Raw genomic sequence first — 24,265 nt, 5'->3', positions numbered from 1 at the left:
TTACCCGCCTCTGTTGTTGGTGGACGGACCTTCGGCAACTTCCTGCATCAGCGACCGGACCACGACTTCCGAGCCAAAGCCGTATCGCGCCCATGCCAGACTGTCCAGCCTGACGGTACGTGCCTGTTTCGAGCGTCCGGCCTGATTGAGCGCTTCGGATTTCAACAGTAACAGAGTGGCCAATTGAGAGGCGTTTTCAGCCCGCGACATGACAGCAATTGCCTTGTCCAGTTCGGGCAGAATCTCTGGTCCTTTTCCCTGTGAAAGCGCGAAGGCCGCGGTTTGCGTGGTCACATAGGCCTGATGAATTTCAGTTCCCGGAGCAGAGCGCAGAAATTGCATCGCAGTTTCGTATTGTCGGATCGCTTCTTGCGGATTGTCGAATTGCGCCATGCGGCCAAGAATATAATGCGGATATGCCCGTCGATGGTCGGTCCAGCCCTTTTCCCGCCCGATCTGAACCGCTCTTTCCGCGGCTTTCACCCGGTTGCGTGTGCTTGGCCTTGATCCAAGCGACTTTTGGACGGCGTTGATCCACTCGCGCGGTGTGTCCGAAACAGGTTGCGCCGGCAAAGTGTCGCCGCGTGGGTTCAGCCGGCTAAGGATGCCGGGCAGGACCGCTTGGACTTGCTCACGCGTCATTCCGCTGCGCAGTTGGGGCGAATAAGCCGTGCGCAGGATCAGCATGTCAAAACCGGTCAGAATGGTGTGGATGTTATCGTCGTTGAACACCGAATCCGGCAGGTGGTACAGATCATTCAGTGGCCCCAGTGCCTGTGCCAGTTCCTCGTGCAGGCAGTCGCGCTTTTCCTGCGGGCTCACGTCATAAGGAATGAAAATGCCCAGCCGTTCGCGGCTGCGCAGCGCGGTCCAACTGCTCTTCCGTTTGCGCCGGTCCTGTCGATATTCCTCAAAGCTGGATGCGTTGGGAACCACGAAACAGGCGGCTTGCGGCAGGATGCGCTGGATCTGTTCCTGGCTGACGGCTTCGATGGTGATGTTGGCCTGGCCATCCGTTATCTGGCGAATGTCGATCCCGGCCTCGCTTTGCAGACGGGTCAACAACCGGGTCAGATCACGCTGCATTGACGGAGTGGGCGATCCCGTAAGCCGAACGGTGACGGGGCCTTCGAACCGGGTGAAGACGGGCAGGGTGGCGCCGCCTTCGAGCGCGAAGTGCAAAGAAAGGAAATCGGCTGCAATATTAGCGTTCGACCGGGCGGGTGGCCTGGGTCGGGTTGACGTGAACGCTTTGGCGGGCGGCAGGTTCGCCTCGATCGCCTTAACGCGTGTTGGCGGCTCAGGGGTGGTGACCGCGGTGCATCCGGCGACGGCAAAGCCAAACAGGACCGCAGCGATCCTGATCATGGGCGTTGATACCGGATAAAGGGCGTTTGCTTGCCAATCCGATCGTAGAGCTTGCGCGCCGTGTGATTGAACTCTTGCGTCAGCCAATAGACGGATGGCGCGCCCTTCCGGTCGGCCTCGTCATAAACTGCCTGTATCAAGGCGCCGCCAACGCCGGTTCCGCGCGCCTCGGGCCGGGCGAACAGGTCTTGCAGGTAGCAAACGCTTTCTTCTTTCCACGCATGGCGGTGAAACAGGTAATGGGTCAGACCGACAAGCTGACCATTCGCTTCGGCCACGAAGCAGGAAAAATCGTTGGGATCATTGCCCAGCAACCGTGCGAAGGTGCTGTCATATGTTTGATCCGGCACGGTCGTTTCATAAAACGTCAGATAGTCGCGCCACATCTTGGCCCATTCGGCGCGATCTTCGGGCAGCAGCGCCCGGATATTGAGGGTGTCAGACAAGCATTGGCTCCTATGTCGTCAGGCCGAACTGCCCGACGACGTCGGACGGCCTTTTGGCCAATGCTGACACCCGGCCCCACGCAAGGCAAGCGGGGATCACCAAGTGTTCAAAATTCTCAGCGTTTGCTGCGTGCCATGAAGGCCAGACGTTCAAACAAGTGAACGTCCTGCTCGTTTTTCAGCAGCGCGCCGTGCAACTTGGGCAACGCATTGGCCCCGTCGCGTTTGAGGTCTTCGGCGGTCAGGTCTTCGGCCAACAACAGCTTGAGCCAGTCCAACACTTCCGAGGTCGATGGTTTCTTTTTCAGCCCCTGCGTTTCACGGATTTCGTAAAACTGGGTCAGCGCTGTGGTCAATAATGCATCCTTGATGCCCGGGTGGTGCACGTCGACGATACGGCGCATGGTCGCCTCATCCGGGAAGCGAATGTAGTGGAAGAAACAGCGCCGCAGGAACGCATCGGGCAGTTCCTTTTCGTTGTTCGAGGTGATGATCACAATGGGGCGGTTTTTGGCTTTGATGGTGTCCCCGGTTTCATAGACGTGGAACTCCATCTTATCGAGTTCTTGCAACAGGTCATTGGGAAATTCGATATCGGCCTTGTCGATCTCATCGATAAGCAGCACGATCTTTTCATCGGTCTCAAAGGCCTGCCACAGCTTGCCCTTGCGAATATAGTTGGACACGTCATGTACGCGCTCGTCGCCCAACTGGCTGTCGCGCAGGCGGCTGACCGCGTCATATTCGTACAGGCCTTGCTGCGCGCGGGTGGTGGATTTCACGTTCCACTCAATCATCTTCAGCCCCAGCGCGCCTGCTACCTGTCTGGCCAGTTCGGTCTTGCCGGTTCCGGGTTCACCCTTGACCAGCAGGGGACGTTCCAGCGTAACGGCGGCATTCACTGCAATTGTCAGGTCATCGGTGGCAACATATTCGGCTGTACCTTGGAAACGTGCGGTCATGGGCCCCTCATTCAATATCGCGCGGCATGTGTCTTTGGGGTTATAGCGGGGTGAAAAATTTGACAAGACAGGTCGCAACGTCGCGCAGCGCGAAATTGACGTGCGACTCCAATGCCTTTGGTTGATTCGGGTGCTAACATCGGGCTCGACAATTTTGGGAACGCCCAAAAAATGCCTGTCAATTTTCACAGAAAAACAAGGATTTGTTGTTTTAAGTCTCATATTTAGACGACCTGAAACAGCACGCAGCCGGGCTAAGTTTCCATAGTGACATTCCCCCCGCTGTCGGATAAACGCTCCGCAGAAGGGGATTGCCGCATGTCAGGTGAAGCAAAGGTGACCGGCGTTGCAGGCCACACCGAGGGAGCAAAAATGAAGCAGGAAGTATTTCTGCCAGAGGATTATCGTCCAGCCGAAGACGAACCATTCATGAACGACAAGCAGTTAGAGTATTTTCGTCGTAAGCTGCTGGATTGGAAAACTGAACTTTTGGCAGGCAGCCGCGATACGATCGAAGGGCTGCAGGACAACACTCGCAACATTCCGGACGTCGCAGACCGCGCAAGCGAGGAAACTGATCGTGCGCTGGAACTGCGGACACGTGATCGCCAGCGCAAGCTGGTGGCTAAGATTGACTCGGCCCTGCGCCGGATCGACGAAGGCGAATACGGATATTGCGAGAAAACGGGCGACCCGATTTCGCTGAAGCGTCTGGATGCGCGCCCGATTGCGACCATGACGCTTGAGGCGCAGGAACGCCACGAGCGCCGCGAAAAGGTCCACCGCGACGATTGATCGCTGGAAAAATCAGAATTCTCAAACGCCGGGGTCTTTTGCTCCGGCGTTTTTGCTTTAAGCCAGTGATATGAATATCAACGGTCTGAAATTTGGCATCATCGGCGGTGGTATCGGTGGGATCGCCGCCGCTCTGGCGTTGCGGCAACGCGGCGCTCGGGTCGTGGTTCTTGAGCAGGCAGCTGAATTGACCGAGGTCGGCGCCGGCTTGCAGATCAGCGCCAACGGAATGGTTGTGCTGCGTGCCCTGAACGTTGTGGGTGAAACACCCGAGGCGGGCCAGCGGTCCTACGGAACGGTGCTGCGCGACTATCGGGCAGGGCGATCCGTCAGTGAGATACCGGCACCGGCCGCTGGACCGACCTACTATTACCATCGTGCTGACCTGCTGGGATTGCTGCACAAAGCAGCGCTTCGGGACGGTGTCGAGTTTCAACTGGGCGCACGAGTTGCGCAGGTGCGCAAACATCCCTCCGAAGCCGAGATTATTTTGGAAGATGGTACAGACCGGCGCGTTGATTGTGCGATTGCCGCCGACGGTGGGCGAAGCACGATCCGGGTAGACATGAACGGGCCCGAAGCACCGAAATTCACCCATCAGGTGGCCTGGCGGGCGACGATTCCTTGGGCGCGTCGCGATCCCAAACCGCGCGCCGTTCTGACGATGGGGCCGGGCCGGCACGTTGTAACGTATCCTCTGCGCGATCACACTTTGATGAACGTTGTCGCGATCGAGGAACGATCCGATTGGCAGGAAGAAGGCTGGCGCCGACGCGGCGACCCCGAGGAACTGCGCGCTCGATTTTCCGACTTTGGCGGCGTGGTCGGGGAAATTCTGGGGCAGGTACAGGAACCCCACATCTGGGCGTTGTTTCTGCGACCCGTCGCAGAACGCTGGCAGAACGGGCGCATTGCATTGTTAGGGGATGCGGCTCACCCGACACTCCCATTTATGGCGCAGGGTGCCTGCCTTGCGCTTGAAGATGCGTGGGTCCTGGCCCGATCTTTTGATGACCAATCCGGGATAGAGCAGGCGCTGTCCACCTATGAAACCCGCCGTCATCGAAGGGCGCAGCGTGTGGTTTCTGCGGCCGGTGCCAATGCCCGAAATTTCCACCTGCGAGGCCCGATGCGGCTGGCCGCACAGGCGGCTCTGATGGCGGTCGGGCCACGGTTGTCCCGGAAATACGACTGGATTTACAGCTACGACGCGACGGCCTGAGGTTTCACAGGTCCAAGTCGACCCAGACCGGGACATGGTCCGAGGGCTTTTCATGGCCGCGAATCTCGGCATCAATCCTGCAATCGCGCAATAGATCGGCGGCCTGCGGTGTAAGCAGGAAATGGTCGATACGGATCCCGTCATTGCGGTTCCAGGCACCGGCTTGGTAGTCCCAGAACGAATAATGCTCAGGACCTTGGGTGACGGCGCGGAACGCTTCCGTGAACCCCAGATTCAGGATCTTGCGAAACGCCGCGCGGCTTTCCGGCCGGAACAGAGCATCCTCGCGCCATGCATCTGGACGTTTGGCGTCTTCGGCCTGCGGGATTATGTTGTAATCCCCAGCCATCAGCGCGGGCTCTTCGCTCGCCAGCAAATCGCGCGCGCGGTCATATAGCCGCTCCATCCAGGACAGCTTGTATTCGTATTTCGGACCCGGCACCGGGTTACCGTTCGGCAGATACAGACCACAGATCCGAAGGGCTTTTTTGCCAATGACGGTCGCCTCAATCCAACGGGCCTGTTCGTCCTCGTCGTCACCAGGAAGGCCCCGAGTCACATCTTCAAGTGGCAGCTTGGACAGGATCGCCACGCCGTTGAAGCTCTTTTGCCCGTGGGTTTCGACGTTGTAACCGCGCTCTTCAAACAGTTCGCGGGGAAAATTCTCGTCGATCGACTTGATCTCTTGCAGCAAAACGACGTCCGGCTGCGCGTCATCCAGCCAACGGGGCAGGGCTTCGGCTCGCGCTTTGATGCCGTTGATGTTGAACGTGGCGATTTTCATGCGCGATCCTCCGGCTGGCTGCCGGTTGATCTATCCCTCAACCGCGCTGGCAGGGCAAGGTCACATTGAAAATGAAGTGCCGCAGCCGCAGGAAGAGGTAGCGTTGGGGTTCTCGATCACAAACCGCGCGCCGATCAGTTCCTGCGTAAAATCGATCACCGCGTTTTCCAGAAACGGCAACGAAATCGCGTCGACGATCACTTTCTGGCCTTTGCCTTCCAGCACAAGGTCGTCTTCTTTCGGTTCGTCCAACGCGATTTCGTATTGAAATCCGGAACATCCGCCGCCTTCCACTGCGACGCGCAGGGCTTGTCCCTGATCGGCTGCACCGATCTCGGCGAGACGTTCAAAGGCGCGTTCTGTAACTGTGGGGGGCAGATTCATGCCAAACTCCAAAGGTTTATTTCCTTTACGCCTTACAATATAGAAAGTGCAAGGACAGGCGACAAGGACAAGGCCTTTGAACATAGCGGGTTTTGCCTCGAACCCAGGCCGCGCCAGGGGGCGGCTTGTGCCAGAGGAGGAAAGCAGTTTCCGGTCATGCTTTCAACGCGACAGGGACCGGATCATTCACGCTAGCGCGTTTCGGCGGCTTAAGCACAAGACACAAGTGTTTGTTGAGCACGAGGGCGACAGCTATCGCACGCGCCTGACCCATTCTATCGAAGTTGCACAGGTCGCTCGAACAATCGCCGGAGCTTTGGGCTTGAACGGCGAACTGACCGAGGCCGTGGCGTTGGCGCATGACCTGGGACACACACCGTTCGGACATACGGGCGAAGATGCCCTACATGCGCTCATGGAGCCTTACGGCGGATTTGACCACAACGCACAGGCCATTCGCATCGTCACGAAGCTGGAACGCCACTATGCCGAATTTGACGGATGCAACCTGACATGGGAGTGCCTAGAGGGGATCGCCAAGCATAACGGGCCGGTCACCGGTGATTTGCCGTGGGCACTGGCCGAGTGCAACGCGAGTTTCGATCTGGAGTTTTACACTCATGCCAGTGCCGAAGCACAAGTTGCCGCCCTTTCGGATGACATAGCCTATAACAACCATGACCTGTTGGACGGGTTGAGGGCGGGTCTGTTCACGGATGATGAAATCGGGCAATTGCCTATCGTCGGTGACTGCTATGCCGAGGTGGATCGGAGATATCCGGGTTTGGATTCTTATCGTCGCCGGCATGAGGCGCTGCGCCGTGTTTTCGGCGTCATGGTTTCCGATGTGATTGTCACGTCGCGTGGGCTGATCACGAGTTCGGGCGCGGAGACCGTCGAGGAAATTCGCAATCTTGGTTATCCGGTGATCCAGTTCTCGGGTGGCTTGTGGGCGCAACTCAGGGAAATCCGCGCCTTTTTGTTCAAGCAGATGTACCGCGCGCCCAGCGTCATGGACGTGCGCGCCGAGGTTAGCAAAGTCGTGGAAGATCTGTTCCCAATCTACATGAACGATCCGAAACAGATGCCCGCGCGCTGGCATGAGGATATAGAGGCGGCCAGCGATGAAACAGCGCTGGCGCGGATTGTCTCTGACTACATTGCAGGAATGACCGACCGATTTGCCCTGCAGGATCACGCAAGGCTGGCTGGTACCTGATCACTCTATCCCGACATAGGCCAGCGCCCAGACCTGCTGGCCCGACTGTTCGGCGGCCAGGTCGGGGTCATCGGTCGGGGGGAAGACGATCATAGTCGGGCCATAGCCGCCAACGCCCATCGGTGAGCCGTCGGCATGGGTCGCGACGATGGGTTGATGGGCGGTGATGCTGTCCCAAGGAATTTCAGACTGATAGCCATCCATGGCCATTGGCTTGGCGGTTTTTCCTTCGGCCCCGGCCATGATCAACAGGTCCGACAGGCGTGGCCCGGAAAAGGCGATGTCGCTCTTATTGTCTTCCGGGCCGTAAAGAATAGTGATTTCAACCTGCTCCAGTTCGTCCAACATGGCCGCATCAAAGCCGGCGGCTCCGTCGTGCTGAACCTCCAAGTATCCCAGCAGACCGCCATCGTTTTCACCGCGGGCTGGCAGGTTGGTTTCCGTGACCGCTCCGCCAAGGGTCAAAAGTACATGGCCTTGCGGTTCAGGCATGTCGGCCCAAAGCGGCAGGGCAGAGGTCAGAACGAAGGCGATTGGCAGGGCAAAGCGCATAGGGGTTTCTCCGGCTTGAAGTTCCACCGACGTTAGCTGAGTCTACCGCTAATCCAAGCCCAAACTGATCGCTTCCATTGACCTTGCCGCTTTGCGTGGTAAACCGCCGGGCAAGCAAAAGGACATCCGAAATGAACCTGTTTTCCGAGATCCGCGGCCTCGTGCTGGACGCGCTGGCACAGATGCAGTCCGAAGGCGCATTGCCCGAGGGGCTGAGTTTTGACAACGTAGCGGTCGAACCGCCGCGTGATGCAGCGCATGGCGACATGGCAACCAACGCCGCGATGGTGTTGGCGAAACCGGCCAAGTTGAAGCCGCGCGACATTGCCGACGTGTTAGCCGGAAAGCTGGCGGCGGATGACCGGATCACCAGTGCCGAAGTTGCCGGACCGGGCTTTTTGAACCTGCGGCTTGCGGCGTCGGTGTGGCAGGGTGTGTTGGCAGCGGTGTTGGAACAGGGCACGGATTATGGCCGTTCCAACATGGGGCATGGCCAGAAGGTCAACGTCGAGTATGTCTCGGCCAACCCCACAGGCCCGCTGCATGTGGGCCATACGCGTGGTGCCGTGTTCGGTGACGCGCTGGCAAGCTTGCTGGCGTATTCGGGCCATGACGTGACACGTGAATACTACATCAACGACGGGGGCGCGCAGGTAGATGTACTGGCGCGGTCCGCGTATGAGCGCTATCGCGAGGCCAACGGGCTGAGCCCCGAGATCGCCGAGGGGCTGTACCCTGGAGACTATCTGATCCCGATCGGCGAGGCGCTGAAAGAGAAATACGGCGACAGCCTGATCGACAAGCCGGAAAGCGAGTGGCTGGAAGAGCTGCGCGAGTTTTCGACCGATGCAATGATGGATCTGATCCGCGCCGACCTGAAGGCGTTGGGTGTTGAGATGGATGTGTTCTATTCCGAAAAATCGCTTTATGGCACCGGAAAGATCGAGGCTGCGCTTAAGTCCCTGACCGATAAGGGCTTGATCTACGAAGGTGTGCTGGAACCACCCAAAGGTAAAAAGCCCGAGGATTGGGAGCCGCGCGAGCAAACCCTGTTCAAATCGACCGAGCATGGTGATGACGTCGATCGGCCGGTCAAGAAATCGGACGGCAGCTGGACCTATTTCGCCCCGGATATCGCCTATCACTATGACAAGGTGACCCGTGGCTTTGATGCGCTGATCGACGTGTTTGGTGCGGACCATGGCGGCTATGTCAAACGGATGAAGGCAGCTGTTTCGGCCCTGTCCGATGGCAAGGTGCCGTTGGATATCAAGCTGACGCAGCTGGTAAAGCTGTGGAAGAATGGCGAGCCGTTCAAGATGTCCAAGCGGGCAGGGAATTTTGTCACCCTGCGCGATGTGGTTGATCAGGTGGGGCCGGATGTGACCCGTTTCGTCATGCTGACGCGCAAGAACGATGCGCCGCTGGACTTCGATTTCGACAAGGTGCTGGAACAAAGCCGCGAGAACCCTGTGTTCTACGTGCAATACGCTCATGCCCGTGTCATGAGTGTACTGCGCCGTGCCGCCGAGGCGGAAATCGCTACGGATGACGCGACTCTCAAGGGTGCTGATCTGGGCAAGATCGACCATGCCTCAGAGTTGACGGTGGCCAAAAAGCTGGCTGAATGGCCGCGTCTGATCGAAATTGCCGCACGCACCAATGAACCGCATCGGGTTGCCTTTTACCTGTATGAGCTGGCGGGTGACTTCCACGCGCTATGGAATAAGGGCAACGATGAAACGCAACTGCGGTTCATTCAGGATGGCGATGTTGCCACAAGCCAATCAAAAATCGCATTGGCCCGGGCCGTTTCTGTTGTGATTTCAGCGGGCTTGGGTATTCTTGGCGTCACTCCGGCGCAGGAGATGCGGTAACTAACACCGCCCGACGCGCCGGTACGAGGTAGGCAAGAAATGACCCGCGCGCCACTTTTTAAGGCGCAATCGGGCGGTGAGGCGGACATGGCAAGTTACGATTACTCGGGGCAGATGCGCCCCGAGGAGATGCATTACACGAATCAGCCACATCCTGAGGATGGGTATGAGTATCCCGACGACTCCTATGGCTATGAACAGGCTCCGCGAGGGGCAGGGCTGGGCCGTATCTTCAACGTCATGGGTGCAGTAGCGTCGCTGGCATTGGTCGCCGGGATCGGCGTCTGGGGCTTCAAACTGGTGATGCGCGACGTTAGTGGCGTGCCTGTTGTTCGCGCCATCGAGGGGCCAATGCGCATTCAGCCGGAAAACCCCGGCGGCACCCCGGCCGATCACCAGGGTCTGGCCGTCAATGCCGTGGCAGCCGTTGGAACGGCAGCGCCGCCAGCAGATCGCTTGATCCTTGCGCCGCGCCCGGTTTCGCTGACAGACGAAGATACGCCTGTTGAGCCGCTGAAGCCGACGCAGGCCGTGCATGTCGTCGAAGAAGAGATCTCGGATCAAGAGGCCGCGCAGCTGCGCCAGAATACAGTCGATGCCCTGGTTGCAGAATTGGCCGGTGGGGCGGCGAAAACGGATGACCCGGCAGAGCAGGGCGTACAACTCGCCTCGTTGGCACTGCCCGAAGAAGAGCCCGCCATTGATCCTGCTGATCTGGCCGCACAATTGCCGGATCCGGAACTGGCGGCACTGCCCGGTGTCCGCCGATCCCTGCGCCCGTCCACGCGGCCAGCCCGAGCGACGCCAAGCGGGATTTCATCCAACAGCAGTACCGAAGCTGCGATCAACGCCGCTGTCAAAGCCGCCGTTGGCGTTGACGTGGATCCGAATACCCTGTCCAAAGGCACGCGCATGGCCCAGCTGGGTGCGTATGAAAGCTCGGACGTGGCCCGTGCGGAATGGGATCGCATGAATGGCCGTTTTGGTGAGTATATGGATGGAAAACAACGTGTTATCCAGAAAACCTCAAGCGGCGGGCGGACATTCTATCGTCTGCGTGTTCTTGGGTTTGATGACCTGAGCGACTCGCGTCAGTTCTGTGCCGCTCTGGTCGCACAAGGTGCAGACTGTATCCCGGTTGCCGTTCGGTGACATTCGGAGCTGCGATCACCGATGCCGAAGGGCTGCGCCTGACGTCAGAGGAAAAGAGACTATTCCAGCAGATGAACCCATTCGGGTTCATTTTGTTTGCGCGCAACATAGATACAGCTGAACAAGTTCGTGCCCTATGCGATGACTTTCGCGATGCCGTAGGGCGCAATTGCCCTATCACCATCGACCAGGAAGGTGGCCGTGTGCAGCGTCTGCGCGCGCCATTGGCACGCGAATGGATGCCGCCCCTGGATCATGCGGGCCGCGCCGGGGATCAGGCGGAACGCGCCATGTATCTGCGGTATCGATTGATCGCAAAAGAGCTGTTCGAGCTTGGCATTGACAGCAACTGCGCCCCGATGGTCGATTTGGCGCGCGACGATACCCATGCGTTTTTGAAGAACCGCTGTTATGGCTCTGATCCCAATCGGGTTTCAACTCTTGGGCGCGCTGTTGCCAAAGGCCATCTGGATGGGGGTGTTTTGCCGGTGCTTAAGCACATGCCGGGGCATGGATTGGCAACGCTGGACAGCCACCATGACCTGCCGCATGTGGACCTGACACAGGACCAGCTTGAGCAAGCGGATTTCGAACCGTTTCGGGCGCTGAACGATCTGCCGATGGGGATGACGGCGCATCTGGTCTATGACCGGATTGATCCGCAACCAGCTACGATTTCATCTGCGATGATCGGGCTGATCCGCGATAAAATCGGTTTTGACGGTCTAATCATGACCGACGATATCTCGATGAAAGCGCTGAGTGGCGCGCCCGAAGACATTGCGCGTCAGTCACTGGCCGCAGGGTGCGACGTGGTTCTGCACTGCAACGGAACGTTCGACGCGCGTGCCATGGTGCTGGAAGCAGCCGGAGAAATGACCGCGCAAGCGCAAAAGCGCGCGGAAAGGGCGTTGTCGATGCGACAGAAGCCTGTGGAACTTGACATCCAAGCGGCCGAAGCGGAACTATCTGCCCTAATGGGCGGGCAGGTATATGAACGATAATCTCTTTAGCGAAGACCCGGCCTCGGTCGCGGATCGTCTTGCGGCAGAGGCGTTGATTGTTGATGTCGACGGGTTCGAAGGTCCGTTGGATGTATTGTTGACCCTGTCGCGAACCCAAAAGGTCGACCTGCGGAAAATCTCGGTTCTCGCGCTTGCGCAGCAGTACCTGTCCTTTGTGGAAAAGGCGCGCGCGCTGCGGATTGAACTGGCGGCGGATTATCTGGTCATGGCCGCCTGGCTGGCCTTCCTTAAATCCCGGCTTTTGTTGCCACCGGATCCGGATGACGAAGGCCCCTCGGGCGAGGAACTGGCCGCTCACCTGGCGTTCCAGTTGGAACGCCTGCAGGCCATGCGCGACTCTGCCGCGCGTCTCATGGCCCGTGATCAACTGGGGCGCGATTTCTTCAAACGCGGGCAGGGTGAGGATATCACCCGTATCCGCACCGTGACTTACTCTGCCACGCTGTTGGATCTGATGCAGGGATACGCCCGTATCCGAACTCGTGACGAGTTCCGCCCCTTTGTCATGGACCGCGATTCAGTGTTCACAATGGAACAGGCGCTAGAGCGGATGCGCCCGCTGATCGGGTTTGCCGGGGCTTGGACGGATATGGAATCCTATCTGCCCGAGGGCTGGGACGCTGACCCGGTGCGTCGCCGCTCGGCCACTGCAGCGACCTTTGCTGCCTCGCTTGAGCTGGTGAAAGAAGGACATATGGAGATGAAGCAAACCGAGACGTTTGCACCGATCCATTTGCGCAAAAGGACTGACACACGTGACTGACGAACCGCAAGACGAAGGCACCGGCACCCTGTTCGAAGCGCCACCCTTGGCGGAACAGGAACGCATGGTCGAGGCCGTGCTGTTCGCCAGCTCCGAGCCGGTGACGATCGCGGATCTTGAGGCGCGGATGCCCCATGGCAGCGACGCGGCGCAAGCGGTTGAAATTCTTCAGAAACGGTATGAGGGCCGGGGCGTCCGTGTTGTGCGCGTGGGTGAGGCCTGGGCCATTCGCACTGCGCCCGATCTGGGTTTTCTGATGCAAAAGGAAACGGTCGAAACCCGCAAGCTAAGCCGCGCCGCCATCGAAACGCTGGCCATCGTCGCCTATCATCAGCCCTGTACGAGGGCTGAAATCGAAGAGATCCGGGGCGTCTCGGTTTCGCGCGGTACAATCGATCAACTGTTGGAAATGGAGTGGATCCGTTTGGGCCGCCGCCGGATGACACCCGGCCGTCCGGTCACCTTTGTTGTGACGCCACAGTTTCTGGATCATTTCGGGTTGGAAAACGCCCGCGATCTTCCGGGGCTCAAGGAATTGCGGGCTGCTGGGTTGCTGGAAAACCGGCCCCCCCCGGGCACGATGCCATTGGGCGAAGGGCGTGATGACAGTGAAGATGAGGACCAGACCGAGCTGTTCGAGGAAGAGTGATAACTTGGCCCTTTTGTTGCCGTTGGAATCACCTATGTTGTGGCCAAGCTGAGGAGTTGAGCAATGAATATGAATCGCATCATCGACATGATCATCCGCCAGATCATGCGGCGGGTCGTCAACAAAGGCATCGACAAGGGTTTTGATGTGGCGGGCCGGATGGGAAAGCCGAAACAAAGATCGGCTGTGCCTCATGACTCGGGCGCAAATGACGACAGCAACCGTCAAGCCTAGCAGACAAGCCCGGCGCAGCGCATGGTCCGCATGTGCGCCGGTTCAACAGGTGTTAACCAACAGCCTTGAAGTGTTTGGACAGTTTCAGCCCCTGTCCCTGATAATTCGACGCGATGCCCGCACCATAAAGCTGTGTCGGCATTTCGGCCATCTTCTCATAAACCAGCCTCCCGACGACCTGCCCGTGTTCCAGAACAAACGGTGCCTCGTGGCAGCGTACTTCCAGTACGCCGCGTGATCCCGCTCCACCCGCTGCGGCGTGACCGAAGCCCGGGTCAAAAAATCCGGCATAGTGCACCCGGAATTCGCCTACCATTGCAAGGTAGGGGGCCATTTCAGCCGCATACATGGGGGGAATATGGACCGCCTCGCGGCTGACCAGGATATAGAACGCACCGGGGTCCAGGATGATGCGGCCATCGGTGGTGCGCACCTCTTCCCAGTATTCTTGCGGGTCGTATTCGCCAATCCGGTCCAAATCGATCACACCGGTATGCGGTTTGGCCCGATAGCCAACCAGATCAGTGTCGGGCAATTGCAGGTCGACCGAGAACCCCAGCCCATCCTGAATGACTGCCGGTCCGTCGACCAGTGGCGAGTCGTTGTGCAACGCGGTCAGTTCCGCGTCGCTGAGCACTGCCTGACCCTGACGAAAGCGAATCTGGTTCAGCCGCATGCCCGGTCTCACCAGAACCGAGAATGAGCGTGGACAGATCTCGGCAAAAAGCGGCCCGGTATAGCCTGCCGGTACCCGGTCAAACTCGGTGCCACCATCGGTGATTGTGCGGGTCAGAAGATCCAATCGTCCGGTCGAGCTTTTGGCATTTGCCACCGCGCTGGTATCGGCGGGCAGGGCCAGTGATTCCATCAGCGGCACCAGATAGACGCAGCCTTTTTCCAGAACGGCTCCGTCGGTGATGTCGATGCGGTGCATCTCAAACTCGGACAGACGATCCGCGACCGTGCGTCCTTCGCCGGACAGAAACGAGGCGCGGACCCGGTAAGCAACTGTACCTAAACGTAAATCAAGGCTAGCGGGTTGAATTTGCGCCGGGATAACCTCGGGGCTGGCGGTGATCTCACCGCGGCCGATCATCGCCTCGATCTGTTGGTTTGGACATACACCTGTCATTCCGATCCCCTCTGTTGCCAGAGCGGGATCTGGCCTGTCTGCCATAAACGTCGGTGTGATTTGGTCGGGCTAGCAGGACTCGAACCTGCGACCTTCCGTCCCCCAGACGGACGCGCTACCAGGCTGCGCCATAGCCCGACGTTGAGGTGTTCATAAAGACTTTCCCGGCGGGGGCAAGAGGAAATCATCGCCTTTTTTCTTATCCTGCCGACCGGTTCTCAATTCGGTTGATGACAGCACGCAAGTCCTTGGCGATGGGTGCGATCCGACGCAGAAGATCGTCGTCAAAATCGGTCCGTTCCCACGCTTGTGTGGCGATTCCGCCTATCAAGGGGGCTTCATCCAGATACTCGGGCGCGGGCTGAGGTGGCTCTGCTTGTGATTGCTGCAGGGCAGGCGGGGGCGTCTCGGCCGGAGGGGCTTGTTCAGCCGGCGCAGTTGCCTTGGCCACCGGGGCCGGATCGCCCAAATCCAGATCGATCTGATCGCTGGGCGTAGCAGGCTTGGCGGAAAAGGGCACGACAACGGTGTCGTCTGCCGGGGCGCTTTCAGGCGCAGCGGGCTCATCCAGGCTGGGCGACAGCGAGGACACATAGGCCACGCCTTGTTCACGCAGGATGCGCTGGACACCTTTGATGGTGATCCCGTCCTCGTGCAGCAGCTTTTTGATACCACCCAAAAGGCGCATATCATTTGGCCGGTAATACCTGCGGCCACCCGCGCGTTTGACGGGTTTGACTTGGCTAAAACGGCTTTCCCAGAAGCGCAGGACATGAGCCTGAACGCCTAACCAGTCCGCAACTTCACTTATTGTGCGAAAGGCGTCGGGGGACTTGCTCATGACCGTTCCGTCCCGAATTTACTTGCGATTCCCTGCGGCGACGCGATCCTTCATCAGGTGCGACGGGCGGAATGTCAGGACACGTCGAGGCTGAATTGGCACCTCTTCGCCGGTTTTGGGATTACGGCCGATGCGGGCGGTTTTGTCCCGAACACTGAACGTACCAAACGATGAAATCTTGACCTGTTCACCTTGGACCAGTGCGTCCGACATGTGGTTCAAGACGCTTTCGACAAGCTGCGCACTTTCATTACGTGAAAGGCCAACCTCGCGGAAAACAGCCTCGCTCAGATCCATTCGCGTCAGTGTTTTTTCGCCCATACCATTTCCCCTGTTGATATCAGAGAATATGGTGATGGCAAATTCGCTGTCAATATCAATGAATTGCACGAGGCTGTGTAAGCCGTTTTGCGCCGGTTACCAGCGCAGAACCACTGCGCCCCATGCCAGGCCGCCGCCGATAGCCTCGGTCACGATCAGATCCCCGGTCTTGATCTGGCCCCGTTGTTTGCCCACTGACAGGGCCAGGGGAATCGATGCGGCGGACGTGTTGCCGTGATCCTGAACTGTCACGACAACGTTATCCATCGGCAGGCCCATTTTCTTGGCAGTGCCCTGAATGATGCGAATGTTGGCCTGATGTGGCACGATCCAATCGACGTCCGCGTTGGTCAGACCGGCACGCCCCAGGGCCGTTTCTGCGGTTTTGGCCAGCTTTTCGACCGCGTGGCGGAACACCTGATTGCCCTGCATCCGCAGATGCCCGGTCGATTGGGTCGACACACCGCCGTCGACATAGAGCAAATCCTTGTAGCGCCCATCAGAATTCAGGTCAGTCGACAGAATGCCGCGATCCTGCGCGGTTCCTTCGCTGTCCTGCAGCTCAAGAATCAACGCGCCGGCACCGTCGCCAAACAGCACGCAAGTGGACCGATCAGTCCAATCCATGATGCGCGAAAACGTCTCGGCGCCGATGACCAGCACACGTTTGGCCTGACCGGACACGATCAAAGCGTTGGCGTTGCTGAGGGCAAAAACAAAGCCCGCACAGACGGCTTGCACGTCAAACGCAAATCCGTGGGTCATGCCCAGGCGCGCCTGGACCATCGTCGCGGCAGAGGGGAAAGTCAGGTCAGCAGTCGATGTCGCCAGGATGATGGCGTCGATATCCTCGGCCTTCAGGCCAGCATCGGCCAGGGCGGCCAAAGCAGCGTTGGTCGCCAGATCGGACGTGGTTTCACCATCAGCGGCAAAGTGGCGGCGTTCGATTCCCGAGCGAGCTTTGATCCACTCGTCCGACGTATCTAGCGTCTTTTCAAATTCGGAATTCGGAACTATGCGCTCTGGCAAATAGTGTCCGACACCTACAACAACTGAACGGCCTGCCATTTGGGGGTACTGCCTTTATTGTTATTCGCCCGCCTTTGGCGGTACGTGCGCGGCATCTTGTGCAAGCTGGGCTGTCGATGCAACCCGTGCCGCCAATTTTTCGGCGAAACCGGACTCGGCCAGGGTAAAGGCCAGTTTGATCGCTGCCGAAACTCCGGTGGCATCTGCGCCACCATGTGATTTGACCACGGTTCCGTTGAGGCCAAGAAAGACACCGCCATTCACTTGGCGTGGGTCGATGCGTTTCTTCAACCGTTGCAGCGAGGTGATGGCCAGAACCGATGCGAGCCGGGACAGGGGGGAATATTTGAAGGCCTCGCGCAGCAGGTCACCGATCAGGCTGGCCGTGCCTTCGCCGGTTTTGATTGCGACGTTTCCGGTAAAGCCATCGGTAACAATGACATCCGCCTTGTCACCGGGAATGTCGCTGCCCTCCACGAAGCCTGCGAAGTCAAAATTCGCCTGCTCTGCGAATTCCGAGATCATCGCGTGGGCTTCTTTCAGTTCGGCCCGGCCTTTGTGTTCTTCGGTGCCAACATTCAGCAAACCGATCCGGGGCCGATCCAATGCCATGCCGTTGCGGGCATAAGACGCCCCCATCAATGCATATTGCAGCAGATCCTTGGCGTCGGCCCGCACATCGGCGCCGACATCCAGCATCACGTTAAAGCCCTGAGGGTTGCGCGAGGGCCACAGAATCGCAATTGCCGGGCGGTTTACACCCGGCAATTTGCGCAAACGCATCATCGACAGCGCCATCAGTGCGCCGGTATTGCCACAGGAAACAGCCCCGTGGGCTTCGCCTTTGCGCACTGTTTCCAGCGTCGACCACATCGATGTCTGCTTGCCGCTGCGGACGACCTGGCTAGGTTTGTCCTCCATCGTGACCACGTCGGGGCAATCACGAAAAACGACGCGTCCCTGCAGGACACGCCGTTTGGCGACAAGTTTGCGCAACTTTTGCTCGGGCCCGTGCAGAACGAAGGCGATATCGGGGTTCTTGTTTGCCGATTTGGCAATGCCCGCAACAACAGTCGCGGGCCCCGAATCTCCGCCCATAGCGTCAACCGAGATGGTAATCCGTCCGGCTTGCGTGGGCTGTTCCGTCATGCCTTGGCCTACGAGTTATGAGGCTTAGGCCGCGTCTTCGTCCAGGTCGATTTCGTCGGCCTGAGCGACGACTTCACGGTCATCATAATGGCCGCAGGACGCGCAGACGTGGTGCGGGCGCTTCAGTTCGCCACAGTTTGCGCATTCGTTCGGGTTTGCAGCAACCAGAGCGTCATGTGCGCGGCGATTGTTGCGGCGCGACTTGGAAACTTTGTTCTGTTGGACAGCCATGGTCTCAACCTTTGTCTATTAAGGGTCAGCAGATTCGCTGCTGGCCGGGTTTCATTCTTCGTTTTTCTAGTGGTTTGACGCGCGTTTAGGGGACGGGCCCCGCAATGTCCAACCCAAATTCCGTTGAGCGCGCGAAAATACTGCGATTCTCGGCATGTTCAAGCGATTTTTCTGGAGGCCTGCTATGACAGGAAAACAGACCTATGTCACTCGTCTTTTTTCAAAGCATCGCGCAAATTCGCCAGTCCGGCGAACGGCTTTGCGTCTTCGTCCGTCATCGCCTGTTTGCCCGGCTCAGTATAGCCGGCCTGTTCCAATTCTGCGCCGTCCTTCCGTGGGTATTGGGGCAGGGCAAGCGACAGCGCCTCAATCATCACCGATGCGGGGTCAATTTCCGCGCCCAGTGCTTCGGTCTCATCGCCTTCGGGGATTTCGAATTCAGGCTCGTCGGGGTTTTGCCAGTCTTTCAGATAGACCCGTGACACAGGGATATCGATGCGCGTGGTTACGGGTTCAAGCGTCACGACACAGGGTTGAATCACCGTCGCCCCCAGTTTTCCGGCAAGAATCCAATCGCGTTTGCCTTGTGCCCTTACGTCACCCACAAAGCTGAGCTTGCGCAGGCCCAACAATCCCAGTTCGGTTTTGATCGCGTCCAGGCCCTTGCTATCGGGGCGCAGATCAAACGGCGTGGGCGCGTTTTGGGGCAGGTCGGCCACCCGCAGAGATGTATTAGTCGTCATTCGTGACCCTTTCGTGTGTTGAACCGGGGCTGCGGTTTATGTAATCGGATAGGGTCCGCAAGGTCCCAAGGCAAGAGGATGTAAATGTTGAAGGTTGTGAACAGGTTGAAACCGGCGTCCAAAAGGCTTGTCTTTGCGGCCTGTTTGGTTGCGGCTGGCGCTTGCACGCCAATCTTCAAGAATCACGGATACGTCCCGCCGGCTGACCAACTGGCTGAGATCAAAGTGGGCGTCGATACCCGCGACAGCGTTGTTGAAACCATCGGAGCGCCCAGCTCTGCCGGGCTGGTGAAGGATTCGGGTTTTTACTATGTCCGCTCTCGCGTGCGCCATTACGGTCCTAAGCGCCCCGAAGTGGTGTCGCGCGAACTGGTTGCGATCAGCTTTGACCAGCGTGGCGTTGTGCGGAATATCGAACGTTTTGGTCTTGAGGATGGATATGTGGTGGTACTGGACCGCCGTGTGACCGAATCCAGCGTTCAGAACCGTGGCTTCCTGCGCCAGCTGTTGGGCAATATCGGCAACTTCAACCCTGCGAACATTCCGGGCGCGAATTAAGTCTGCGCCGCCTCTTGCGACGGTCACAGGACAGTCACATGTTCTGTGGTAGAACCGTTGCAACATGAAGCAGGTCAGCAACCGCGGAGGATGCGACCATGGCATTATTGCTGGGCAAGGGCAGATACCGGGCTCGTTTGGCGCAGTCCCCACAGGATGTGGAGGCGGCGCAGAAACTGCGAACCCTGGCATTTGGGACGGATCAGATTGACCGGGATGAATTTGATCCGGTCTGCGCGCATATCCTTGTTGAAGATTCGCGCTCCGATGGAAGGCTGGTGTGTTGTTTCAGGTTGCTGACAATAGAGCACGGGGCCGAGGTTGACCGCAGTTATTCTGCCCAGTTCTATGACCTGTCTGCCCTCAAAGGGTTTGACGGGCGCATGGTCGAAATGGGTCGTTTCTGCATTCACCCGGAATGGACAGACCCGGATATCCTGCGGGTCGCGTGGGGTGCGATGACCAATTACGTGGACCAGAACAACGTCAAGATGTTGTTCGGCTGTTCATCCTTTGCAGGAACTGAAACCGTCGAATATCTGGACGCCTTTGCCATGTTAAAGCAACGGCATCTGGCGCCAAAGCGTTGGTTGCCGCGGGTCAAGGCCCCCGATGTATTCAAGTTTGCCTCTCGCCTGCGGCGTAGGCCCGATGTGAAAAAGGCTATGTTGCGGATGCCTCCATTGTTGCGCACCTATCTGATGATGGGCGGTTGGGTCAGTGATCATGCGGTGGTGGATCGGCATATGAATACGCTGCATGTATTCACCGGGCTTGAGATCGGCGCGATCCCCCCGGCCCGTAAACGGTTGCTGCGCGCAGTGGTCCGGTAGTTTGAGTATTTTCGAAAAGGTGAAACAGGGGCGTTGACGCTTTGTGTCCACCGGTTTAGCTGGCGGCATGGCGAGAATTCCTTTGTTGCAGATGTCCGGCATATCCCTGACTTTCGGGGGCGATCCGGTGTTTTCGGGGCTGGACCTAGTGGTTCAGCCGGGCGACCGAGTCGCGTTGGTTGGGCGAAACGGGTCGGGAAAGTCGACCCTGATGAAAGTCATGGCCGGTCTGGTCGAGCCTGATCAGGGTGATATCGTGGTGCCGCCCGGAAAATCTGTTGGCTACATGGAGCAGGACCCCGGCATGGAAGGGTTTGCGACCTTGGGCGATTATGCGTCCAGCGAGTTGGAGCCGGGTGAGCTGTACAAGGTCGAACGCGCGGGCGAGGGGTTGAAGTTCGATCCCTCCCGCCCGATTGAAACCGCTTCGGGTGGCGAGCGTCGCAGGGCCGCATTGGCCAAGCTGATGGCCGAAGCGCCGGACCTGATGCTGCTGGACGAGCCGACGAACCATCTGGATATCGAAGCGATTGCCTGGCTGGAACGCGAACTGGGATCGACCCGCGCAGCCTTCGTTCTGATTTCACATGACCGTGCGTTTTTGCGCGCTTTGACCCGCGTGACGTTGTGGATCGACCGCGGCATGGTACGGCGGCAGGAACAAGGGTTTGAGGCTTTTGAAACCTGGCGCGACAAGATTTGGGAAGAAGAGGATCAACAGCGTCACAAGCTGAATCGTCTGATCAAGTCTGAAGCCAAATGGGCGGTCGAAGGTATCAGTGCACGGCGCAAGCGAAATCAAGGCCGGGTGCGGGCTTTGCAGGCCTTACGCGCTGAAAAGGCCGCGCAGATCAAACGTCAGGGATCAGCGGCAATGTCGCTGGAAGGCGGGCCAAAGTCTGGGCGAAAAGTGATTGAAGCCAAGGGGTTGTCCAAGTCTTTTGGCGCGCAGCAGATCGTTCGGAACTTTGATCTGTTGGCACAACGTGGGGATCGGGTTGCCTTTGTCGGACCGAATGGTGTGGGCAAGACAACCCTGCTCAAGATGTTGCTGGGTAAGGAACAGCCCGACGAAGGAACAGTGACGCTGGGCACCAATCTTGAGATCGCGGTTTTCGACCAGGCTCGCGCGCAGCTGGATCCCGAAATGACCCTGTGGGACAGCCTGACCGGCGATCCCGAGATGCGGGTCTCGGGCAAGGCGGATCAGGTGATGGTTGGGGGTCAACCCAAACACGTGGTCGGATATCTCAAGGAATTCCTGTTCGATGATGCGCAGGCAAGAGCGGCCGTTAAGTCATTGTCAGGTGGCGAAAAAGCGCGTTTGCTGTTGGCGAAACTGATGGCCAAGTCCTCGAACCTTTTAGTGCTGGACGAACCGACCAACGATCTGGACGTTGAAACGCTGGACCTGTTGCAGGAACTGCTGGACGACTATGACGGCACCGTCCTGCTGGTCAGCCACGATCGGGATTTTCTGGACCGAGTTGCCACCACAACGATTGCGATGGAGGGCAATGGCCGCGCGACCGTCTATGCGGGCGGATGGTCGGACTACATCGCGCAACGGGGTGACGTTGCAGAAAAGAAAGCTGAAAAAGCAAAGACTTCGAAGTCAAAGCAAAAGCAAGAAGCGCAGCCGAAATCCGGGCTATCTTTCTCGGATAAGCATCGGCTTGAGAAGTTGCCTGCCGAGATTGCCCGCCTAGAGGCCGAAATCGGCAAGCTGGAAGAGCTTATGTCAGATCCTGAGCTGTTCACCCGTGAACCAGTCAAGTTCCAGAAGGCGACTGAGGCGCTGGTCGAACGGCAAGAGAAACTGGCCGCCGCCGAAGAAGAGTGGCTGGTGCTTGAGGAAAAGGCCGAAGGCGCCTAGCGGCGCGTCAATGGTCGGGCAGGGTTGCCGACAACCGTTTCCCCGGCCGCGACGTCTTTGGTCACAACGCTGCCTGCGCCAATAATGGCGTTGTCGCCGATGGTGACGCCGGGCATCACGATGGCACCTCCGCCAACCCAGACGTTTCGGCCAATGGTCACCGGTATCCCGATTTCCAAACCTTGTGCGCGTTCTGCCGGGTCTTTGGCGTGCTGAGCACAGTAGATCTGGGCATGCGGGCCGAACATCGAGTCATCACCGATCTGAACCTGTGCGGTATCCAGAATGACACAACCCGTGTTGAAATAGACCCGCGCGCCGAGGTGGATGTTAAGCCCGTAGGCGCAATGAAACGGAGCCTCAAGTAAGCAATCCGGCCCGACGCGAGCGAACAACGCCAGCAACTCGGGTGCCATGGCACCCCGGGCGTCAGGCGGGCAGGTGTTATGTGCGTGGACCGCGTGCCGGGCGCGGGTGCGCAGCGCCTCAAGTTCCGGGTCCAGGCATTTATACCACTGCCCGGACTGCATCTTTTCCCGCTCTGTCATGGGACAGGCTTAACGCATACGAAGGGCTCCGTCGATGCGGATGACTTCCCCGTTCAAGTAGCCCATCTCGACAATGAAACCGGCCAACCGCCCGTATTCTTTCGGATCACCCAGACGTGCAGGGTTTGGGACATCTGCCGCCAGTTGTTGTTGAACCTCTTCGGGCAGACCGGCCAGCATCGGTGTCATGAAAATCCCCGGAGCGATGGTCATCACGCGAACGCCGGTTGAGGCCAGATCGCGCGCCATTGGCAGCGTCATTCCCACGACACCGCCTTTCGAGGCTGCATAGGCCGCCTGTCCTTTTTGTCCGTCGAAGGCTGCGATTGAGGCCGTGTTGATGATTACTCCACGCGCGCCGTCCGGTTCGGGTTCGTTCTTAGCCATTTCAGCTGCGGCCAGGCGCGAGACATTGAACGTTCCCACAAGATTGATGTCGATTGTGCGCTGAAACGCGTCCAGGGGGTGGGGACCATCCTTGCCGACTGTCTTGATCCCATAGGCGATCCCGGCGCAGTTCACCGCGACCGTGATGCGGCCCATCTTGTCCTTTGCTTGCTCAATTGCCGACGCGACTGAGGTTTCGTCTGTCACATCCGTTTCTGTAAAATGCCCACCGATCTCTGCGGCCACTTTTGGGCCGCGCTCAGCGTCGCGGTCCAGAAGCGTCACCTGCGCGCCCTGTTCTGCGAAATAGCGGGCGGTTGCCTCGCCCAGACCTGACGCGCCGCCAGTTATGATTGCCGCGGATGTCGATAGTTGCATCACGGATACCTCTCCAAAATTTTGACACTTTTCTGCCACTTTTGATGTGGCGGTCCTAATAGATGTTGTATATTTGGCCTATCGGACCGTCACAACTGGTGTTGTGCCCGAGTTTAATGAGTGGTGGTGAGCCAAAGTTAACGCATCTTCAGCGGATATTTATCCGCACTTCATTTGCGGCTCCCACTTGGTAATCGAAGACCCTGACGCACTTGGGTGTTAAGGCGCAAGGAGCTAAATGATGCGAATTAAACTGAAATCTAGCGTTTCGGCTTTGGTGGCCTCTCCGTTTGTTGGGGCGCTTCTGGTGACCACAGCGCAAGCTGCATCTGGGGTTTGCGACGCACGCACAGCACGGATCGCAGCAAATGCAGGAGACTACCAAACACTGTGTGATTGCACTCAGGTGACCCCGAGTTTCCTGAACCGGCTGCAGAAGCACTCCGATTTCGATTCGATACTGGCCGCAACTGGTCAACAGTGCCCCGGTTTGGCCGCATTGTTGACGGATTTTTCAACTGGAACGATCGCGGCGGTGACCTCGAATGGCGAAGATCGTGATTCCAGCCAGTCATCTGGGAGCGGTTCCAATTCCAGCGGTGAGAATGGTTCGGGCGGCGAATCTTCTGGAGGAGGTAGCTCCTCTGGCGGCGGGTCTGGTGGCGGAGCGCCAGGCGGTCCCGGCGGAGCACCAGGTGGCCCAGGTGGTGGAGACGGCGGCGGCAGCGGCGGTGGAGACGGCGGCGGCAGCGGCGGTGGAGACGGCGGCGGCAGCGGCGGTGGAGACGGCGGCGGCAGCGGCGGTGG

28 protein-coding genes and 1 tRNA gene are annotated in these 24,265 nt (G+C 58.5%); 13 read left to right on the top strand and 16 right to left on the bottom strand.

Annotated elements, in window-relative coordinates:
* The 3 genes from AC2FJE_RS12170 to AC2FJE_RS12160 all read right to left on the bottom strand — a co-directional run bounded on the left by AC2FJE_RS12170 (window position 1) and on the right by AC2FJE_RS12160 (window position 2,776).
* On the bottom strand, window positions 1–1,368 hold the full coding sequence (locus AC2FJE_RS12170; RefSeq protein ID WP_496754341.1) for a DUF2927 domain-containing protein: 1,368 nt from the start codon (window positions 1,366–1,368) through the stop codon (window positions 1–3).
* Complete coding sequence (locus AC2FJE_RS12165) at window positions 1,365–1,814, bottom strand: GNAT family N-acetyltransferase (protein WP_496760989.1); 450 nt, start codon at window positions 1,812–1,814, stop codon at window positions 1,365–1,367. The genes AC2FJE_RS12170 and AC2FJE_RS12165 overlap by 4 nt, the downstream gene beginning before the upstream one ends.
* Before the next feature lie 116 nt (window positions 1,815–1,930).
* The gene (locus AC2FJE_RS12160) at window positions 1,931–2,776 is read right to left on the bottom strand and encodes an AAA family ATPase (RefSeq protein WP_496754337.1); all 846 of its coding nucleotides are present in this window, start codon (window positions 2,774–2,776) and stop codon (window positions 1,931–1,933) included.
* A gap of 372 nt (window positions 2,777–3,148) precedes the next feature.
* On the opposite strand from AC2FJE_RS12160, the gene dksA reads away from it, so the two are divergent.
* The gene (gene dksA, locus AC2FJE_RS12155; protein ID WP_058274529.1) at window positions 3,149–3,571 is read left to right on the top strand and encodes an RNA polymerase-binding protein DksA; all 423 of its coding nucleotides are present in this window, start codon (window positions 3,149–3,151) and stop codon (window positions 3,569–3,571) included.
* Between the two features lie 70 nt (window positions 3,572–3,641).
* On the top strand, window positions 3,642–4,793 hold the full coding sequence (locus AC2FJE_RS12150; protein WP_496754335.1) for an FAD-dependent monooxygenase: 1,152 nt from the start codon (window positions 3,642–3,644) through the stop codon (window positions 4,791–4,793).
* 4 nt (window positions 4,794–4,797) lie between these two features.
* On the opposite strand, the gene xth is transcribed toward AC2FJE_RS12150, so the two are convergent.
* Both xth and AC2FJE_RS12140 read right to left on the bottom strand, forming a co-directional pair.
* A complete protein-coding gene (gene xth, locus AC2FJE_RS12145) occupies window positions 4,798–5,577 on the bottom strand; it encodes an exodeoxyribonuclease III (protein ID WP_496754333.1) in 780 nt (259 codons plus the stop codon).
* Window positions 5,578–5,637: 60 nt separating this feature from the next.
* Window positions 5,638–5,961, bottom strand: a complete 324-nt coding sequence (locus tag AC2FJE_RS12140; RefSeq protein WP_058277565.1) for a HesB/IscA family protein — start codon at window positions 5,959–5,961, stop codon at window positions 5,638–5,640.
* 76 nt (window positions 5,962–6,037) lie between these two features.
* Here AC2FJE_RS12140 and AC2FJE_RS12135 point away from each other — a divergent pair, with 76 nt between their 5' ends.
* A complete protein-coding gene (locus tag AC2FJE_RS12135; protein WP_496760988.1) occupies window positions 6,038–7,180 on the top strand; it encodes a deoxyguanosinetriphosphate triphosphohydrolase in 1,143 nt (380 codons plus the stop codon).
* On the opposite strand, the gene AC2FJE_RS12130 is transcribed toward AC2FJE_RS12135, so the two are convergent.
* Window positions 7,181–7,732 carry a putative pterin-binding protein gene (locus AC2FJE_RS12130; RefSeq protein ID WP_496760987.1) on the bottom strand — a complete coding sequence of 184 codons (552 nt, stop codon included), beginning with the start codon at window positions 7,730–7,732 and terminating at the stop codon, window positions 7,181–7,183.
* A 131-nt stretch (window positions 7,733–7,863) separates the two neighbouring features.
* Between AC2FJE_RS12130 and argS the strand changes: the two genes are divergently transcribed.
* From argS to AC2FJE_RS12100, 6 genes are all read left to right on the top strand, one after another.
* On the top strand, window positions 7,864–9,609 hold the full coding sequence (gene argS, locus AC2FJE_RS12125; RefSeq protein WP_496760986.1) for an arginine--tRNA ligase: 1,746 nt from the start codon (window positions 7,864–7,866) through the stop codon (window positions 9,607–9,609).
* 39 nt (window positions 9,610–9,648) lie between these two features.
* Window positions 9,649–10,761: an SPOR domain-containing protein gene (locus AC2FJE_RS12120; protein WP_496754329.1), complete on the top strand. Its 1,113-nt coding sequence runs from the start codon at window positions 9,649–9,651 to the stop codon at window positions 10,759–10,761.
* Window positions 10,758–11,765: a beta-N-acetylhexosaminidase gene (gene nagZ / locus AC2FJE_RS12115; protein WP_282169401.1), complete on the top strand. Its 1,008-nt coding sequence runs from the start codon at window positions 10,758–10,760 to the stop codon at window positions 11,763–11,765. The genes AC2FJE_RS12120 and nagZ overlap by 4 nt, the downstream gene beginning before the upstream one ends.
* Entirely contained in the window at window positions 11,755–12,549 is a 795-nt protein-coding gene (locus tag AC2FJE_RS12110; protein WP_058274503.1) for a segregation and condensation protein A, read from the top strand. The genes nagZ and AC2FJE_RS12110 overlap by 11 nt, the downstream gene beginning before the upstream one ends.
* Window positions 12,542–13,198: an SMC-Scp complex subunit ScpB gene (gene scpB / locus AC2FJE_RS12105; protein WP_282151414.1), complete on the top strand. Its 657-nt coding sequence runs from the start codon at window positions 12,542–12,544 to the stop codon at window positions 13,196–13,198. Before AC2FJE_RS12110 ends, scpB begins: the two co-directional genes overlap by 8 nt.
* Window positions 13,199–13,261: 63 nt before the next feature.
* Entirely contained in the window at window positions 13,262–13,432 is a 171-nt protein-coding gene (locus AC2FJE_RS12100) for a hypothetical protein (protein ID WP_159089934.1), read from the top strand.
* 52 nt (window positions 13,433–13,484) lie between these two features.
* Here the strand turns inward: AC2FJE_RS12100 and AC2FJE_RS12095 are convergent, their stop codons facing one another.
* From AC2FJE_RS12095 to AC2FJE_RS12060, 8 genes are all read right to left on the bottom strand, one after another.
* A complete protein-coding gene (locus AC2FJE_RS12095) occupies window positions 13,485–14,564 on the bottom strand; it encodes a 2'-deoxycytidine 5'-triphosphate deaminase (protein WP_496760985.1) in 1,080 nt (359 codons plus the stop codon).
* A gap of 61 nt (window positions 14,565–14,625) precedes the next feature.
* Window positions 14,626–14,702, bottom strand: a tRNA-Pro gene (locus AC2FJE_RS12090).
* Window positions 14,703–14,763: 61 nt separating this feature from the next.
* On the bottom strand, window positions 14,764–15,405 hold the full coding sequence (locus AC2FJE_RS12085; RefSeq protein WP_496760984.1) for a MerR family transcriptional regulator: 642 nt from the start codon (window positions 15,403–15,405) through the stop codon (window positions 14,764–14,766).
* A gap of 18 nt (window positions 15,406–15,423) precedes the next feature.
* Window positions 15,424–15,726 carry an integration host factor subunit alpha gene (ihfA, locus tag AC2FJE_RS12080; protein ID WP_058274526.1) on the bottom strand — a complete coding sequence of 101 codons (303 nt, stop codon included), beginning with the start codon at window positions 15,724–15,726 and terminating at the stop codon, window positions 15,424–15,426.
* 96 nt (window positions 15,727–15,822) lie between these two features.
* Window positions 15,823–16,794 (bottom strand): beta-ketoacyl-ACP synthase III, encoded by a 972-nt coding sequence (locus tag AC2FJE_RS12075; RefSeq protein WP_109311337.1) that lies wholly within the window; start codon window positions 16,792–16,794, stop codon window positions 15,823–15,825.
* A 21-nt stretch (window positions 16,795–16,815) separates the two neighbouring features.
* A complete protein-coding gene (plsX, locus tag AC2FJE_RS12070; RefSeq protein WP_058277573.1) occupies window positions 16,816–17,904 on the bottom strand; it encodes a phosphate acyltransferase PlsX in 1,089 nt (362 codons plus the stop codon).
* A 24-nt stretch (window positions 17,905–17,928) separates the two neighbouring features.
* On the bottom strand, window positions 17,929–18,135 hold the full coding sequence (gene rpmF / locus AC2FJE_RS12065; RefSeq protein WP_037316137.1) for a 50S ribosomal protein L32: 207 nt from the start codon (window positions 18,133–18,135) through the stop codon (window positions 17,929–17,931).
* Between the two features lie 206 nt (window positions 18,136–18,341).
* Window positions 18,342–18,878 carry a YceD family protein gene (locus AC2FJE_RS12060; RefSeq protein WP_058274498.1) on the bottom strand — a complete coding sequence of 179 codons (537 nt, stop codon included), beginning with the start codon at window positions 18,876–18,878 and terminating at the stop codon, window positions 18,342–18,344.
* Between the two features lie 84 nt (window positions 18,879–18,962).
* Between AC2FJE_RS12060 and AC2FJE_RS12055 the strand changes: the two genes are divergently transcribed.
* From AC2FJE_RS12055 to AC2FJE_RS12045, 3 genes are all read left to right on the top strand, one after another.
* Window positions 18,963–19,436 carry an outer membrane protein assembly factor BamE gene (locus tag AC2FJE_RS12055; protein ID WP_058274497.1) on the top strand — a complete coding sequence of 158 codons (474 nt, stop codon included), beginning with the start codon at window positions 18,963–18,965 and terminating at the stop codon, window positions 19,434–19,436.
* Between the two features lie 98 nt (window positions 19,437–19,534).
* Complete coding sequence (locus AC2FJE_RS12050) at window positions 19,535–20,269, top strand: GNAT family N-acetyltransferase (RefSeq protein WP_282169405.1); 735 nt, start codon at window positions 19,535–19,537, stop codon at window positions 20,267–20,269.
* 67 nt (window positions 20,270–20,336) lie between these two features.
* A complete protein-coding gene (locus AC2FJE_RS12045) occupies window positions 20,337–22,145 on the top strand; it encodes an ABC-F family ATP-binding cassette domain-containing protein (protein ID WP_496760983.1) in 1,809 nt (602 codons plus the stop codon).
* Here the strand turns inward: AC2FJE_RS12045 and AC2FJE_RS12040 are convergent.
* Together AC2FJE_RS12040 and AC2FJE_RS12035 are read right to left on the bottom strand one after the other, a co-directional pair.
* Entirely contained in the window at window positions 22,142–22,693 is a 552-nt protein-coding gene (locus AC2FJE_RS12040) for a sugar O-acetyltransferase (RefSeq protein ID WP_282151409.1), read from the bottom strand. The two genes, AC2FJE_RS12045 and AC2FJE_RS12040, sit on opposite strands and share 4 nt — an antisense overlap.
* 9 nt (window positions 22,694–22,702) lie before the next feature.
* The gene (locus tag AC2FJE_RS12035) at window positions 22,703–23,458 is read right to left on the bottom strand and encodes a 3-hydroxyacyl-CoA dehydrogenase (RefSeq protein ID WP_282169407.1); all 756 of its coding nucleotides are present in this window, start codon (window positions 23,456–23,458) and stop codon (window positions 22,703–22,705) included.
* A 238-nt stretch (window positions 23,459–23,696) separates the two neighbouring features.
* Here AC2FJE_RS12035 and AC2FJE_RS12030 point away from each other — a divergent pair.
* A partial coding sequence (locus AC2FJE_RS12030; protein WP_496760982.1) for a hypothetical protein occupies window positions 23,697–24,265 on the top strand: 569 nt, incomplete at its 3' end.

The organism is Ruegeria sp. CDSC002 (assembly GCF_059610905.1).
The sequence above is the reverse complement of the archived record's forward strand: the minus strand, read 5'-3'. Positions and strand labels throughout refer to the sequence as shown.

Bases quoted from the DNA above. Each gene is read 5' to 3' on its own strand.
- AC2FJE_RS12170 (WP_496754341.1), bottom strand. From the start codon at position 1,368: ATGATCAGGATCGCTGCGGTCCTGTTTGGCTTTGCCGTCGCCGGATGC.
- AC2FJE_RS12160 (WP_496754337.1), bottom strand. From the start codon at position 2,776: ATGACCGCACGTTTCCAAGGTACAGCCGAATATGTTGCCACCGATGAC.
- dksA (WP_058274529.1), top strand. From the start codon at position 3,149: ATGAAGCAGGAAGTATTTCTGCCAGAGGATTATCGTCCAGCCGAAGAC.
- AC2FJE_RS12150 (WP_496754335.1), top strand. From the start codon at position 3,642: ATGAATATCAACGGTCTGAAATTTGGCATCATCGGCGGTGGTATCGGT.
- xth (WP_496754333.1), bottom strand. From the start codon at position 5,577: ATGAAAATCGCCACGTTCAACATCAACGGCATCAAAGCGCGAGCCGAA.
- AC2FJE_RS12140 (WP_058277565.1), bottom strand. From the start codon at position 5,961: ATGAATCTGCCCCCCACAGTTACAGAACGCGCCTTTGAACGTCTCGCC.
- AC2FJE_RS12130 (WP_496760987.1), bottom strand. From the start codon at position 7,732: ATGCGCTTTGCCCTGCCAATCGCCTTCGTTCTGACCTCTGCCCTGCCG.
- argS (WP_496760986.1), top strand. From the start codon at position 7,864: ATGAACCTGTTTTCCGAGATCCGCGGCCTCGTGCTGGACGCGCTGGCA.
- AC2FJE_RS12120 (WP_496754329.1), top strand. From the start codon at position 9,649: ATGACCCGCGCGCCACTTTTTAAGGCGCAATCGGGCGGTGAGGCGGAC.
- AC2FJE_RS12110 (WP_058274503.1), top strand. From the start codon at position 11,755: ATGAACGATAATCTCTTTAGCGAAGACCCGGCCTCGGTCGCGGATCGT.
- AC2FJE_RS12100 (WP_159089934.1), top strand. From the start codon at position 13,262: ATGAATATGAATCGCATCATCGACATGATCATCCGCCAGATCATGCGG.
- AC2FJE_RS12095 (WP_496760985.1), bottom strand. From the start codon at position 14,564: ATGACAGGTGTATGTCCAAACCAACAGATCGAGGCGATGATCGGCCGC.
- AC2FJE_RS12085 (WP_496760984.1), bottom strand. From the start codon at position 15,405: ATGAGCAAGTCCCCCGACGCCTTTCGCACAATAAGTGAAGTTGCGGAC.
- ihfA (WP_058274526.1), bottom strand. From the start codon at position 15,726: ATGGGCGAAAAAACACTGACGCGAATGGATCTGAGCGAGGCTGTTTTC.
- AC2FJE_RS12075 (WP_109311337.1), bottom strand. From the start codon at position 16,794: ATGGCAGGCCGTTCAGTTGTTGTAGGTGTCGGACACTATTTGCCAGAG.
- plsX (WP_058277573.1), bottom strand. From the start codon at position 17,904: ATGACGGAACAGCCCACGCAAGCCGGACGGATTACCATCTCGGTTGAC.
- rpmF (WP_037316137.1), bottom strand. From the start codon at position 18,135: ATGGCTGTCCAACAGAACAAAGTTTCCAAGTCGCGCCGCAACAATCGC.
- AC2FJE_RS12060 (WP_058274498.1), bottom strand. From the start codon at position 18,878: ATGACGACTAATACATCTCTGCGGGTGGCCGACCTGCCCCAAAACGCG.
- AC2FJE_RS12055 (WP_058274497.1), top strand. From the start codon at position 18,963: ATGTTGAAGGTTGTGAACAGGTTGAAACCGGCGTCCAAAAGGCTTGTC.
- AC2FJE_RS12050 (WP_282169405.1), top strand. From the start codon at position 19,535: ATGGCATTATTGCTGGGCAAGGGCAGATACCGGGCTCGTTTGGCGCAG.
- AC2FJE_RS12045 (WP_496760983.1), top strand. From the start codon at position 20,337: ATGGCGAGAATTCCTTTGTTGCAGATGTCCGGCATATCCCTGACTTTC.
- AC2FJE_RS12040 (WP_282151409.1), bottom strand. From the start codon at position 22,693: ATGACAGAGCGGGAAAAGATGCAGTCCGGGCAGTGGTATAAATGCCTG.
- AC2FJE_RS12035 (WP_282169407.1), bottom strand. From the start codon at position 23,458: ATGCAACTATCGACATCCGCGGCAATCATAACTGGCGGCGCGTCAGGT.